Here is a 14,718-nt window from a genome sequence, read left to right as displayed (position 1 = left end):
AATTGGAGGATGCAATTTTATGGAATTTAAGCACGTGCCTGTACTTTTGAAAGAAACAATAGACGGACTGAATATAAAAGATGGTGGTACATATGTGGACTGCACCTTAGGCGGTGGAGGACACTCAAATGAGATATTGAAGAGAATAGGCGGGGATGGAAGGCTTGTTGGAATTGATCAGGACAGGGAAGCAATAGAAGCTTCAAAAGAAAGATTCAAGCAATACAGCAATGTAACTTATGTTCATGACAATTTTTACAATATAGAGAATATACTGGATGAACTGGGCATTGAGAACATAGATGGAGTACTGATGGATCTGGGAGTTTCTTCCTATCAGCTGGACAATGCGGAGAGAGGCTTCAGCTATATGAAAGATGCACCTCTTGACATGAGAATGGATCCAGATGGAAGTTTGACTGCCTATGATATAGTGAACAACTATGATATGGATGCCATAACGAGGATAATAAAGGATTATGGAGAAGATAGATTTTCAAGAAGAATAGCCAGGTATATAGTTGAGTCAAGGCAAAAGTCACCTATCGAAACTACGTTCCAGCTGGTGGATATAATAAAAAAGGCAGTGCCGATGAGGTTCCAGAAGGACGGACATCCTGCAAAGAGAACCTTTCAGGCCATAAGAATAGAAGTAAACAGTGAACTTAAAATACTGGACACTGCAGTTGAAAATAGTGTAAAAAGGCTTAAAATCGGAGGAAGAATAGCAGTTATAACCTTTCATTCTCTTGAAGACAGGAAGATAAAGACAAAATTCAAACAGCTTGAAAACCCGTGCACATGTCCTCCTGACTTTCCCGTATGCGTGTGCGGAAAAGTTCCCATTTTAAAAATTGTCAACAAAAAGCCTATACTGCCCGGAGAAGATGAAATGGCGGTGAACAGCAGGAGCAGAAGTGCCAAGCTGAGGGTTGGAAAGAGAATTTAGTTCTAAAGTTTAGGTGGGGTGAATAAATTGATAGTGATGAACGAAAACAAAATGACAAACGGAAACAATGCAATAAATCCTGAATATGAATCCTATGAATCTGCTGAACAGTACGGAAAAATCAAGACAAGAAAGAAAAGAAAAAGTAAGTGGAACAAGTTGAAGGTGCTTAGGAATATTGCCATAATTTTTGTGGCGGGAGTAGTGCTTATTGCAAGATATTCGATTATATATAATATGCAGCAGGAATTGAGCTTAACCCAGACCAGAGTTAATGAACTGAGCAGAGAAAATGAAAATCTTACGGTAGATCTGGTGAAATACAACAATCTTCAATACATAGAAGATAATGCAGTAAAAAAACTTCATATGTCAGAGCCTGAGAAAAGTTTTGCAGTATATGCTGATCTGAACAAGCCTATTGTAAAAGATGAAGCATCTCAAAAAAATAATAAAAAAATCAACAGCATTTTGGATATGATCAAGCAATTTAAATGGAGGTAAAGTAGTTGTCTACAAATAAATACAGGGACAAGGTTATAACTAGAAAGAGAATGGTGATTATATTTTGTTTTCTTTTTATAACTTTTTTTTTACTGGTTGGCAGGATGTTTTACATAATGATCTATAAATCACCTCAATACAAGGCTACGGCCGTAGAACAATGGACGAGTGATGTTAAGATAGATGCAAAAAGAGGAAGAATTCTGGACAGGAATGGGAATGAACTGGCGGTAAGTGCCAATGTCTATAGGGTGGATTTGGACATGAATGCGCTTAGGGATACCATGAAAGACAAAAAACTGTCAAAGGATAAGGTTGCGTCAATGCTGTCTTCAGCTCTTTCCATGGAAAAAGGTGACATTTTAAAGGTATTGGACAAGAAACTTCCAGGAGGACTTCCCCTTGCAGCTGCTACTTTAAAGAGAAGGATAGAGAAGGAAGAAGCTGATAAGATAAGAAGTCTTAACCTAAACGGAGTACTTGTGTCTGCGGACACGAAGAGATATTATCCCAACGACAATTTTCTCGCCCATGTGCTCGGGCATACCAATTCAGATGGAGTGGGACTTACCGGTATAGAGCTGTATTACAACAAGGAGCTTTCGGGAACACCCGGGCGTAGAATAGCGGAAACGGACAGCAAGAGCAAGGATCTGCCATATACTATATCTGAGTTTACAAAACCTGTGGATGGGAAGGATGTAGAGCTTACAATAGACAGTATGATACAGCATTTTGCAGAGAAAACAGCTGAGCAGGCATTGAAGGACAACAAGGCAAAGGCCGTAAGTATAGTTGTCATGAATCCGAACAATGGTGAAGTGCTTGCTATGGTAAACAAGCCGGATTACAATCCAAATGATCCCTGGATAGAGGGAAAAACTTATGATGAACTTCAGAAAAGCTGGAGGAACAGAGCTGTAAGTGATACTTTCGAGCCGGGATCCATATTCAAGGTAGTTACGGCTGACACGGCACTTGAAACAAATTCTGTGGATGTAGATAAAGATACCTTTGTCTGTGATGGAAGCATAACGATAGGAAATAGGACGATACACTGCTGGAAATCCACCGGTCATGGAACACAGAAGTTCCCCGACATATTGAAAAATTCATGCAATGTAGGTTTTGCACAGCTTGGAAAGATGATAGGAAAGGATAAACTTAATGCCTATATACAGAAGTTTGGCTTCGGACAGAAAACCGGAATAGATCTCCCGGGGGAGGCAAAGGGAATTATCAAGAGTACCAAGGATATAAGTGATATAGATCTGGCTACAATATCATTTGGACAGGCAAATACTGTTACTATGGTTCAGTATTTGAGGGCATTCAATACCGTTGCAAATGGAGGGTATCTGATTACACCACATTTGATGAAGGAAATAGGACATTATGATGAAAATAAAAATCAGGAAGTAGTTGACAGCAAATATGACCTGTCAGGTAAAAATAAGCAGAAGATCATAGATTCCAGCAAGGCTGCCCAGCTTAGAGGATATCTGGAGAGGGTGGTTTCAGATGGTGGAGGTAAAAATGCTTTCATAGATGGATATCATATAGCAGGAAAGACGGGAACTGCACAAAAGGCCGGTGTAGGAGGATATCAGTCAGGCAAATATATTGCTTCCTTTGCAGGAATGGCTCCCTCAAGCAATCCTAAAATTACACTGCTAGTATCCATAGATGAACCCGATCCATCCAATTACTATGCGGCACAGACTGCGGCACCTGCAGCAAAACAGCTTTTCCTTGACATATTCAACTATCTTGCAATGAAAAGTGATGCAAGTTCCGAGGAAATTGCAAGAAGCATGCTCAAAAATGTTGTTGTCCCCGATGTAAGGGGAATGAAGGTTTCGGACGCAGAAAGTACATTGAAGAAGATGAATCTTGTTCCGGAGTCCGATGACAAAGGAGAATATGTAGTTGACATGAATCCTAAGCCGGGATATACAATAAAAGAAGGCAGCAAAGTACTGCTGTATACATCACAGAGCCAGGATTACAACAGGGTGGTTACAGTTCCTGATGTTCAGGGAATGAGCCCTGATAATGTAGTAAGTGTATTCAATACACTGGGACTTAAAGCACAGTTTGATGGAAATGGAATGGCAGACGAGCAAAGCATAGAACCAGGTAAAGAGGTTCAGAAAGGTACTGTTATAAATATTCATACGGAGATACTTGGAGATTGAATTCTGGCATGCGGTGTCACCAGGAGGTACACTGCATGCCAGTGCTTTAAATATATTTTGATTTATACCAATATATGTGTATAATAATTATGGCTGGCAATGAGAACTTAAGGAGTGGTTAAAAGATGAAATTAAAAAGTATACTGTGTGATATAGATTACAAGGTTGTCAAAGGAACGGACAATGTAGATATAAAGCAGATTCAATATGATTCCAGAAGGGTAAAAAATGGAGATCTTTTTATATGTATTGAAGGGTATAAAACGGACGGTCACAAATATGCAGGGGATGCCTGTAAAAATGGAGCTTCAGTTGTAGTATGCAGTAAAAATATAGACAATCTTCCGGATTGTACAGTTGTAATGGTCGGGGACTGCAGAAAGGTGCTGGCTGCTGCGGCTTCAAACTATTATGGAAATCCTGCTGAAAAGATTAAAATAATAGGGGTAACAGGTACAAACGGCAAGACTACTACTACGTTCATGATAAAATCGATTCTTGAGGAAGCAGGATATAAGGTTGGACTGGTTGGAACCATTGCGAATTATATAGGCAGTAAAAAACTTCATTCGGACAGGACTACACCGGAGTCACTGGAACTTCAAAAGCTATTTGGAGAGATGGTTGATTGCGGGGTAGATTACTGCGTTATGGAGGTATCCTCCCATTCACTGTATTTAAACAGAGTTTATGGTGTTGAATTTTCTCAGGCTGTATTTACAAATCTTACACGGGATCACCTTGACTTTCACAAGACCTTTGAAAATTATTACAGGGCAAAGCTGATTTTATTTGAAAATACGTTGAATTCAATAATAAATATAGATGACAAATATGGGAAGAGGGTATATGAAGATGCAGGAGGGAGCAAGGTCACCTATGGAACAGATACTTGCGCAGATATAAGGGCGTACAATCTTGACATTCATTCCAGAGGTGCAGGTTTTGATGTAACATATAAAGGTAAAAAAGAGCATATAAATCTAAATATACCTGGAAAATACAATGTGATGAATGCACTTGGAAGCATAGGGGCATGCATAAGTGAGGGAATTGACATGGATACTGTAAGATCAGGGCTTGAGAAGATGCTTGCAGTGCCCGGAAGGTGTGAAATAGTTACGCATGGATACAATCTCGGCTATGAAGTTATAGTTGATTATGCACATACTCCGGACGGACTTGAAAATATATTGAAGACTGCAAGGGAATTTACAGGAGGAAGGCTCATAGCTGTATATGGATGCGGTGGAGACAGGGATAATACCAAAAGACCCATAATGGGTGAGATAGGCACGAAATTATCGGATTTTGCAATAATCACTTCCGATAATCCGAGATCTGAAGATCCGATGCATATAATAGATGAGGTTGTAGATGGAATCAAGGGAGATAATTATATTGTCATTGAAAACAGAAGAGAGGCCATAAAAACTGCTATTGACATGGCAGAAAAAGGTGATGTAATAGTAATAGCAGGAAAGGGACATGAGGACTACCAGATACTCAAAGACAGGACAATACATTTTGACGAGAGGGAAATAGTGAGGGAAATAATTGATAGAAAATAACATATGAAGAGAGGATGTATGGATATTGGAATACATGAGCTTTGATGATATTGTTAATGCGGTAGGCGGAAAAGTAATACTGAGGGGAAAATACAATAATTTCAACAAGGTGAATTCAGATACGAGAAAAATAGAAAAAAATGATATATTTATTGCTATAAGAGGGCAGAATTTTGATGGAAATGACTATGTAAAACAGGCCAGTGAAAAAGGTGCATCCATATGTATTATAGATGAAGTAAAATACAATACAGATGAAATACAGGAAAATACGAGCATAGTCAGGGTTGAAAATACAAGACAGGCACTTCTTGATCTGGCGGAGTTCTACAGAAGCCTTCTTGACATAAAGATCATAGGTATTACTGGATCTGTAGGAAAGACATCCACAAAAGATCTTGTAGCAGCTGCACTGAGCTCCAGATTCAAGGTATTCAAGACAGAGGGGAATTTCAACAATGAGATAGGACTTCCACATATGATATTCAAGATTGACAACAGCTATGATATTGCCGTACTTGAAATGGGAATGAACAACATTGGGGAAATCCACAACATGGCAAAGGCAGCAAGACCGGATATAGCACTTATAACCAATATTGGCACGGCACATATTGGAAGATTGAAGTCCAGGGAAAATATATTGAAGGCAAAGATGGAAATAGCAGATTTTTTCTTGGAAGAGAATACTTTGATAATAAATATAGACAATGACATGCTCTCGAAGGTGAAAGGTGGTTCATATAATGTAAAAACTGTTTCAATGAAAGAAAAAGCCAATATCTCCGCCTTCAACATAAAACTTATGGAAAATTCCGTGGAATTTTATGTAATGGAGAACAATAGAATAACAGAAGAGAAGATATGTGCTGAAGTTCCGGGAAAGCACAGTGTCATGAATGCACTGTTTGCCGTACTTGTAGGTAGAATTTTCAACATGAGCTATGATGAAATAAGGGACGGATTGGGGAAACTGGAAACTACAAAAATGAGGCTTGAAACTATACATGGAAGTAAATTCACCATAATAAATGACTGTTACAATGCCAACCCTGATTCAATGATGGCAGCCATAGATGTACTCATGAATTATAGTGGAAATAGGAAAATTGCCATACTCGGTACCATGGGTGAACTTGGGGAGAATTCAAGTGAACTTCACGCTAAAATTGGAGAATATACGGCAAGGAGAAATATAAATCTATTGATTGCAGTTGGAGAATACAGCGCTGATTACAGGAGAGGATTTGAGAAGTGTAAAGCTCCACAGTGTGAAGTAATGGAAGTTCAGGATTACGAATCCATAGTAAATCTGCTTGCCGTGAAGTATTTAAAAGAAGATGATGTTGTGCTTGTAAAAGCTTCCCGTTCCATGAAATTTGAAAAAATAGTATCTCGGCTGGAAGATAAGATAAACAATTAGGAGGTGACACTGCTCTTTATGGAGCGTATATATGTATATATTAATTTATTCAGTTCTGTTGGCATTTTTTATTGCAATTATGGCGGGAGCTATTTTGATTCCACTATTACATAAACTTAAATTTGGCCAAAGTGAAAGGGAGGAAGGGCCTAAAAGCCATCAGAAAAAAGCAGGAACTCCCACTATGGGCGGCATAATATTTATAGCGGCGGCTTTTATTACGATGTTCATAATAGTTAAAAGGCCTTCAGATGAGGCAATGGTTGCACTTTATGCCTTTGTGGCATTTGGAATAATAGGTGCACTGGATGACGGACTTAAAATAGCCAGAAGAAAGAATCTAGGGCTGAGGGCATATCAAAAAATGCTTCTGCTTCTTGCAGTTGCCTGTATTTTTGCCTATTATTCAGCAAACAATCCATATATAGGTACAGATATAGTAGTTCCATTTATTCATAGAAATGTAAATTTAGGGGCGTTCTATATACCATTTATAGTTGTATTTTTTGCGGCGACTACCAATGCTGTAAATCTTACGGACGGACTTGACGGACTTGATGCATCAATTACAATTTTAGTAATGACATTTTTTTCAATAGTGAGTTTTGCAATGGGGCGTACCACTCTTGCTATTTTTTGTGCAGTTATATCAGGTGCTCTTCTTGGATTTTTGAGATACAACGCCTTTCCCGCCAAGGTATTTATGGGGGATACAGGTTCCCTGGCACTGGGAGGTGCAGTTGCTGTCGTGGCAATGATATTAAAATTACCATTATTGGTTATAATAGTTGGTGGAATATATGTTATAGAGGCATTATCTGTCATACTTCAAGTTGCAAGCTTTAAGCTTACAGGAAAGAGAATATTCAAGATGAGTCCTATACATCATCATTTTGAACTTTCAGGCTGGCATGAAACAAGGGTAGTTTCCATGTTCTGCATAATTACAGTCATACTCTGCCTGGTAGGATTTTTATCTCTTTAGGGCTGTCATTTGACTGGTAGTTTCCCTGCTTTATCCATGCCGGCTTAGTAATTGGGTAGGAGGATCATATGTATGTACAAATTGAATAAGAAAATGGGGTCCATAGATTTCATACTGTTTTCTACTATAATGCTGCTCATAGCTATTGGAGTTGTCATGGTATACAGTGCAAGTTCCTACATGGCCTTCTTTGACAAGGATATACAGGATAGCATGTACTATCTGAAAAGACAGGGATTATGGGCAATATTGGGGACAATTCTGATGTTTGCGGCAATAAAATTTGATTATCACAGGATAAAGAAGTATACAAAAATACTTATGATATTTACGGTTCTGCTGCTCCTGGTGGTGTTTGCATTTTCGGCTACAAAGGGGGCGCAGAGATGGATAAGGTTTGGTTCAGTGGGGCTTCAGCCATCGGAAATAGCAAAATATATAGTTGTGCTGTATATGGCCAAGAGCATAGAAATAAAAGGCGGGAGAAAAATAGGAAGTTTTTTGTATGGAGTGCTGCCATATCTCCTCGTATCAGGATTTTATGCAGGTCTTGTTCTGGCAGAGAAGAATTTGAGCATAGCGGCGGTAATCATGATAGTCACCCTCATAGTACTTTACTCTTCAGGGGCAAAAATCAAACACATGGCAGGAGTTGTACTTGTTGTTGTAATCGGTGGAATAGCAGGAATAATTCTGGAACCATATAGAATGGCAAGATTTACAAGCTTCCTGGATCCATGGGCAGATCCTAAAGGAAAGGGGTATCAACTTATACAATCCCTGCTTGCCATGGGATCGGGGGGAATATGGGGAGTAGGTCTTGGAAAGTCAAGGCAGAAATGCTACTACATACCAGAACCCCATACTGATTTCATATTTTCCATAATAGGGGAAGAACTGGGGCTCATAGGGTGTCTTATAATAATAATCCTGTTTATAATTCTCATATGGAGGGGAATTGTGACAGCTATAAAGGCAAGCGACACTTATGGAACTATATTGGCAACGGGAATAACTTCAGTAATAGCAGTTCAAGCCATAATAAACATTGCAGTCGTAACTGGTTCCATGCCTGTAACAGGAGTTCCTCTTCCGTTTATAAGCTATGGAGGTTCGTCACTGTTGTTTAACATGCTTGCTATGGGCATACTTTTGAATATATCGCGGCAAAACGTAAATTACCATACTTAACATTTAAATGTAAAAATGAATAAAAATTATAATTATTATAAAATGTTACAGCACTGGCAAATCAAGCAGTGCTGCCGTTTTATAATAAAATTAATAAAAAGTATAGAAAAAATTAATAATAATTGTAATGAAATTATTTTTATTAAGTGTTAATATATATGTTGTAAGTTAGATTGCTGTAAGTTGGTGTGAATATGAGCGATGAAGTGGTTAATACTGATAACGAACTTATAATTAGGAGAAGAAGAAAGAAAAAGATAAGAAATTGTCTTCTGTTCTTTCTGTTCCTTCTGGCGGTGTTGTTTGTACTGTCTATAAAATTACCATATTTTAATATTAAAAGCATTGAAGTATATGGTAACAAGAATATAAAGTCCCATGATATTGTAAAGCTTTCAGGCATATGTACGGGAAACAATATATTTTATATAAATCTGAAGGCTTCAGAAAAGAATATAATGAGAAATCCGTATATAGATACTGTAAACATCAAGCGGAAACTGCCATCGGGAATAAATATAAATGTGACGGAGAGAGATGCCGTATTTTATACGGATTTGAGTGGAAAATTTTATATAATAGATAAAAATGGAGTACTTCTTCAAAAAAAAGACAGTGTTTCCGACATGAAACTTGTCAAGTTGACGGGATTAAACGTTGAAAATGTGGAAATTGGGAATAGGATAAAAAGCAGTGACAGCAGAAAAATAGATGCAGTCAAAAACATTGGCGGGTTGATTGAAAAAAATAGGACATCTTTTGGAATTGTACGGGTTGATGTTTCTGATTCATTGGATGTAAAAGCTTATATAAACAATATGTACATAAAACTTGGGAGTGCCGATGATATGAAAGAAAAACTGAATAATGCGTTGAACATAATAAAACAGGAAAAGCTGGAAAATAAAAGCGGCTATGTAGATGTAAGATTTCATGGGAATCCCGTATTTTTTATTGATGGTAAGCAGGAGGATAGATAATATGCGTAAATTTGCTTCACAGATAAGTATTTTTATTGTATGCGGTATATTGGGATTTATGCTCGCCTACCAGTCCAAGGTTCTTATGAATCAGGACAATACATTAAATCTTGCCGGCAATAATAATAGTACCGATATCACTGTTGAGATAGAGAGATATAAGACTCAGAAACAGGAATTGGAGAAGAAAGTTGATGAACTGCAGGGCAAGGTGAAGAAATATGAAGATGCAGCAGCCAGCACCAGTGCTTCAACAAAGAACCTTCTGGATGAACTTGAGGATACAAGAATACTGACGGGAGAAACGGATGTAAAGGGGCCGGGCATAATCATATATATTACTCCAAGCAGCAGCATGTTTGGAAATAACCTGAGCGAAAATGTTTCGGACAAAATAACTGACAAGCATTTGGCGTATTTGGTAAATGAACTCAGATTTGCAGGAGCTGAGGCAATATCCATAAACGATATAAGAATTGTATCCAATACGGGGATAAGGACAGCAGGCAACTATATACTTATAAATAATGATGAAAAAATATCTCCATCCAGTAGAATAGTAATTGAGGCTATAGGAGATCAGAAGCTCTTGTACAGCGATATGAGCTTTCCAGAAGTCTTTGCTGATTTCAAGAATCTGGCGGATATAAAATTTGAGAAGAAGGATAATATAAGTATAAAAAAGTACAACAAAACGTATAAACTTCAATATGCCAGACCGGTTAAAGATTAATTTGGGGAGTGAATATAAACATGTTAGGTTTTATAGGTCTTATATTGGGAATAATAGTAGGTGTGATTTGGAATGTAAATATTCCGGATAAATTTTCACCATATATGTCGGTGGCCATCCTTGCGTGTCTCGATTCAGTGTTCGGTGCAATAAGGGCAAGTCTGTCAAAAAATTTTCAGGCGGATATATTTATATCCGGATTTTTTGGAAACGCTGTTCTTGCGGCAGCTCTTGCATATTTGGGAGATAAACTTGGAGTTCCCATATATCTTGCAGCGGTCATAGTCTTCGGAGGAAGGATATTTGATAATTTTGCCATGATACGACGTTTATTGATAGAAAAGGCAAGGTCACGGAAACAATGAGGTGAAGTGAATGAAAAATAACGAAGCCAATATATTTGTATTTATGGCATCACTCATAATTGGAATTCTTATATCCATGAATATTTCAATTTCCCAAAATAATGCAAAGGAAAACAAAAGGGTATTTCTGAGCTCCGAGCAGTATCAGGAGGCCTACACTTACAGAAACAAACTCCGTAATGATATATTGGGATATATGCAGCAATATAATGACTATTCCAATAAGCTTCGAAAGTATGAAAATGATGATAGAAATCAAGTAGAGGTAAAGAAAAATATAGAAGAGGAATTGAAGCAGAACAGAATAATACTTGGGGAAACTGAGGTAGAAGGACAGGGAATAAAAATATATATAGAAGATGGAATTACCGATGATTCAATGGATGCTTTTGAATATCAGATGAGAATTGTTCATAATACTGATATAATAGAAGTAATAAATGACCTTAACAATGCAGGTGCTGAAGCAATATCGATAAATGGACATAGAATAACAGACAGATCTGAAATCTACTGCAGTGGACCTTTTTTAAGGGTAAATGGTGTTAAGATAGCAGCTCCATTTTTAATTTATTCAATCGGCAACAAGGATGTACTCCACAGTTACATGATGGACAACGAAAACTATCTAAAGATAATGATGTCAAGGAAAATATTTGTAAGTGTAGATGAAGTAGATAATTTAAAAGTACCTGCGTACAATGGAAATTATAATATGCAATTTATGAAAGAAGATAAATAGATATATAATTCTATATTTTTTATTGTATTTAACTAAAAAAATAATTAAAAATTGAAGGATTTTTAATTTTAATGAAGAATATTATAATAAAGAATTTCTATAGATGGCTTATTATGATGAAGGAGACGAGAGTATTGTCAATAAAAGAAAATTTGAATGAGATTACTGAAGAACTGGGAGACAATGTAACTTTGTTGGCTGTTTCTAAAACTAAGCCCGTAGAGGATATAAAACAGGCTTATGATTTTGGAATCAGGGATTTTGGAGAAAACAAGGTTCAGGAATTGATAAAAAAAGAACCGCAACTTCCAAAAAACATAAGATGGCATTTAATAGGGCATCTTCAGAGAAACAAAGTGAAATACATTGTAGGAAAGGTCTATTTAATCCATTCTTTGGACAATATAAAACTTCTTGAAGAAATAGAGAAACGTTATGGAGCAGTAAACTTAACAGCAAATGCTCTTATCCAGATAAATATAGGTGAAGAAGAAAGCAAAACAGGTATATATGTAAGGGATTTGGAAACATTGATAGAAGCTTGTGAAAAGTGTAAAAATGTCAAGATAAAGGGGATTATGTCAGTGATTCCAAAGGGAAATGAGGAGAGCTGCAGATATTATTTCAAAAAGGTTCGTACCATCTTTGATGATCTGAAAAAAAGAAATTCCAATAATATAGAGATGGATATATTGTCTATGGGTATGACTCATGATTATAAGATAGCTATCGAAGAAGGTTCCAATTTGATTAGAGTGGGTGAAGGAATATTCGGTAAAAGGAATTATTCCAAAAAATAATTTATAATTAAACATAGGAGGAATTTTATTATGGCCGGTAAGATGTTGAATAAAATGATGAGCTTTTTAGGACTTGAAGATGATTTTGAGGATGAAATTGAAGAAACGGAGGCAGAAAACAACAAAAAAGCCGTGAATGAATTTACGGATGTAGAACCAATTATAAATTCAAAGAAGCAAAATAAAGTAGTTAGTATACATACAACTATTTCAGCCAAGATAAAGATAGTTAAGCCTACAACCTATGAGGAGGCTGCAGATATTTGCGATGAGTTGAAAAACAGAAAGATTGTAGTTATAAATACTACAGGACTTGAAAATAGGATAGCACAGAGATTGCTTGATTTTATGGGAGGTTCAAGTTATTCACTTGGAGGAAGTCTGGAAGAAATAGAGAAGGGTGTCTATATACTTTCCCCATCATGTGTTGAAGTAAGTAATGATTTGAAAAGTGAACTTTCAGGAAAAGGATTGTTTAACTGGAAATAAAGTATATTGGAGGAAGATATGATAAGCACTACTTTAGAGGTTGCGTTAGGACTGCTTTTTAGATTTTTGGAAGGTGCTATATTTTTGGATGTAATATTGTCATGGGTAATGCCTGGAAGAAGAGGAGGTTTTATAGAACTGCTACATGTATTTACAGAACCTTTTATGATACCGGGAAGAAAACTCCAACAGAAGATTATGCCGGGACTTATGATAGATTTCTCCCCTATAATCGCTTTTGTTATAATAGATGTACTAAGGGGAATTGTTTTTTCCATATTGTAGGCTATGAACAAGAAAAAATTTATGGATAAGATGAGTTTCCAACATGAGAATGATATATCCAATATATATGATAAGATAATAGTGGCCCAAAAAACAGGCAGAAATGTATATACCAATGAATTTTATACTCCGCATGTATGGAAAATGATTGAAAATATGGAGGATCAGATTGGATTAAGTGTATCCAGTTACGGTATATTTGAAAATGCTGAGAGAAGAATATTGGTATTTTCTGAAGGCTGCCATGAGGAAGAATATCCTGTGGATTTAATTAAAATAGCTACAAGCTCCAAATTTTCCAAGCTCTGTCACAGGGATTATTTGGGAGCACTTATGTCCCTTGGACTTAAAAGAGAAAAATTTGGCGATTTGATATTGCAGGAAGACGGATGCTGTTACGTGGCCTGTTCCAGGGATATAAGCCAATACATAGAATCTAGTTTCACTAGAGTGGGGAATTTAAGTTGTAAAGCGCATATTATGGATTTAAATAATGCTGAAATACCAGACTATAATTTTGAAACTGAGATTATAGTGGTTTCATCCTTGAGAATTGACTGTATAGTTAGTTCCATCTGCAATTTGTCCAGGAGCGGTGGTGAGGAGCTTGTAAAGAAGGGTAGAGTCCAGCTGGACTACTTTGAATGTGATAAGAAAGACAGGATTCTGGAATACAACTCTACGATAACCATAAGAGGGTATGGAAAGTTCAAGCTTCTGGAGAAAGTTGGTACTACAGGAAAGGGAAGAATAAAGGTTCTCGTAAAAAAATTCATTTGATTTGAGGTGTTGAATATAATGGCTATGACAACTTTAGATATAACTAATAAAGAATTTAAAAAAGCATTCAGAGGATATAGTATAGATGAAGTGGATGAATTTCTGGATAAAATAACAGGGGATTATGAGGCCATCTGCAGGGAAAATTCACAGTTGAAAGACAAGTTAAAATCAATGGAAGAGAGAGTGGAACACTACAGCAAAATGGAGAATACCATACAAAATACTCTCCTTCTGGCACAAAATGCTTCTGAACAGGCCAAGGAAAATGCAAAAAAGGAAAGTGAGCTCATAATAAAAAATGCAAATGAAACTTCAAAAAGGATAATAGACAAGGCACATGGAGATGTAATTGAGATAAATGATGAATTTGAGAGAGTAAAGCAGGAATTCACCAAGTTTAGAACCAGATATAGAAATTTTATGGAATCCCAGCTGGAAATGTTTGATGACATGGAGAAGAGTTTTGTTAAGAATTATAATATAGGGTATGAGCAAAATGAAAGCAACAGTATTAATCAACTGCCTGTAAAGGAAAAGGAAATAGAAGTTATTTCCCAGGATGACAGCGGCAGTGATGATGAAGATAAATTTGATGAAAGCATTGATAAGGAAGTTCCAACTAATGATGATGAGCTTGAGGAAATTAAGAATTTCTTTGTAAAAGGATGAAAAAGCCACTCTTAGGAGTGGATTTTTTGTTGATATTATTTTTTAGGTGGT

16 protein-coding genes are annotated in these 14,718 nt (G+C 36.7%); all 16 read left to right on the top strand.

Translation table 11 applies throughout. From position 1 onward, the window contains the following. Positions 1–19 precede the first annotated feature (19 nt). A complete protein-coding gene (gene rsmH / locus LKE46_RS07945) occupies positions 20–949 on the top strand; it encodes a 16S rRNA (cytosine(1402)-N(4))-methyltransferase RsmH (RefSeq protein WP_291720220.1) in 930 nt (309 codons plus the stop codon). Positions 950–985: 36 nt separating this feature from the next. Then, complete coding sequence (locus tag LKE46_RS07940) at positions 986–1,453, top strand: cell division protein FtsL (RefSeq protein WP_291720216.1); 468 nt, start codon at positions 986–988, stop codon at positions 1,451–1,453. A 5-nt stretch (positions 1,454–1,458) separates the two neighbouring features. Further along, complete coding sequence (locus tag LKE46_RS07935) at positions 1,459–3,651, top strand: stage V sporulation protein D (protein ID WP_291720210.1); 2,193 nt, start codon at positions 1,459–1,461, stop codon at positions 3,649–3,651. 125 nt (positions 3,652–3,776) lie between these two features. After that, entirely contained in the window at positions 3,777–5,222 is a 1,446-nt protein-coding gene (locus LKE46_RS07930) for a UDP-N-acetylmuramoyl-L-alanyl-D-glutamate--2,6-diaminopimelate ligase (RefSeq protein WP_291720209.1), read from the top strand. 25 nt (positions 5,223–5,247) lie between these two features. Then, positions 5,248–6,645 carry a UDP-N-acetylmuramoyl-tripeptide--D-alanyl-D-alanine ligase gene (locus LKE46_RS07925; RefSeq protein WP_291720208.1) on the top strand — a complete coding sequence of 466 codons (1,398 nt, stop codon included), beginning with the start codon at positions 5,248–5,250 and terminating at the stop codon, positions 6,643–6,645. Positions 6,646–6,676: 31 nt separating this feature from the next. Continuing rightward, positions 6,677–7,630, top strand: coding sequence for a phospho-N-acetylmuramoyl-pentapeptide-transferase (gene mraY / locus LKE46_RS07920; protein ID WP_291720207.1), 954 nt, complete (start codon positions 6,677–6,679; stop codon positions 7,628–7,630). A gap of 72 nt (positions 7,631–7,702) precedes the next feature. Next, the gene (gene spoVE / locus LKE46_RS07915; protein ID WP_291720206.1) at positions 7,703–8,821 is read left to right on the top strand and encodes a stage V sporulation protein E; all 1,119 of its coding nucleotides are present in this window, start codon (positions 7,703–7,705) and stop codon (positions 8,819–8,821) included. A gap of 194 nt (positions 8,822–9,015) precedes the next feature. Next, positions 9,016–9,801, top strand: a complete 786-nt coding sequence (locus LKE46_RS07910) for a cell division protein FtsQ/DivIB (protein ID WP_291720198.1) — start codon at positions 9,016–9,018, stop codon at positions 9,799–9,801. Between the two features lies 1 nt (position 9,802). Beyond that, on the top strand, positions 9,803–10,534 hold the full coding sequence (locus tag LKE46_RS07905) for a DUF881 domain-containing protein (protein WP_291720196.1): 732 nt from the start codon (positions 9,803–9,805) through the stop codon (positions 10,532–10,534). 20 nt (positions 10,535–10,554) lie between these two features. Further along, positions 10,555–10,899 carry a small basic family protein gene (locus tag LKE46_RS07900; protein ID WP_291720195.1) on the top strand — a complete coding sequence of 115 codons (345 nt, stop codon included), beginning with the start codon at positions 10,555–10,557 and terminating at the stop codon, positions 10,897–10,899. Positions 10,900–10,909: 10 nt separating this feature from the next. Continuing rightward, positions 10,910–11,641 (top strand): DUF881 domain-containing protein, encoded by a 732-nt coding sequence (locus LKE46_RS07895; protein WP_291720192.1) that lies wholly within the window; start codon positions 10,910–10,912, stop codon positions 11,639–11,641. A gap of 134 nt (positions 11,642–11,775) precedes the next feature. Next, entirely contained in the window at positions 11,776–12,441 is a 666-nt protein-coding gene (locus LKE46_RS07890) for a YggS family pyridoxal phosphate-dependent enzyme (protein WP_291725618.1), read from the top strand. Positions 12,442–12,471: 30 nt separating this feature from the next. Further along, entirely contained in the window at positions 12,472–12,930 is a 459-nt protein-coding gene (locus LKE46_RS07885; RefSeq protein WP_291720191.1) for a cell division protein SepF, read from the top strand. Positions 12,931–12,948: 18 nt separating this feature from the next. Beyond that, positions 12,949–13,215: a YggT family protein gene (locus tag LKE46_RS07880; protein WP_291720190.1), complete on the top strand. Its 267-nt coding sequence runs from the start codon at positions 12,949–12,951 to the stop codon at positions 13,213–13,215. A 3-nt stretch (positions 13,216–13,218) separates the two neighbouring features. Continuing rightward, positions 13,219–13,995 (top strand): RNA-binding protein, encoded by a 777-nt coding sequence (locus LKE46_RS07875; RefSeq protein WP_291720189.1) that lies wholly within the window; start codon positions 13,219–13,221, stop codon positions 13,993–13,995. Between the two features lie 18 nt (positions 13,996–14,013). Continuing rightward, positions 14,014–14,667, top strand: coding sequence for a DivIVA domain-containing protein (locus LKE46_RS07870; RefSeq protein ID WP_291720188.1), 654 nt, complete (start codon positions 14,014–14,016; stop codon positions 14,665–14,667). Positions 14,668–14,718 lie beyond the last annotated feature (51 nt).

Source organism: Clostridium sp. (genome assembly GCF_022482905.1).
In the GTDB taxonomy this organism is placed as follows: Bacteria; Bacillota; Clostridia; order Clostridiales; family Clostridiaceae; genus Clostridium_B.
The sequence above is the reverse complement of the archived record's forward strand: the minus strand, read 5'-3'. Positions and strand labels throughout refer to the sequence as shown.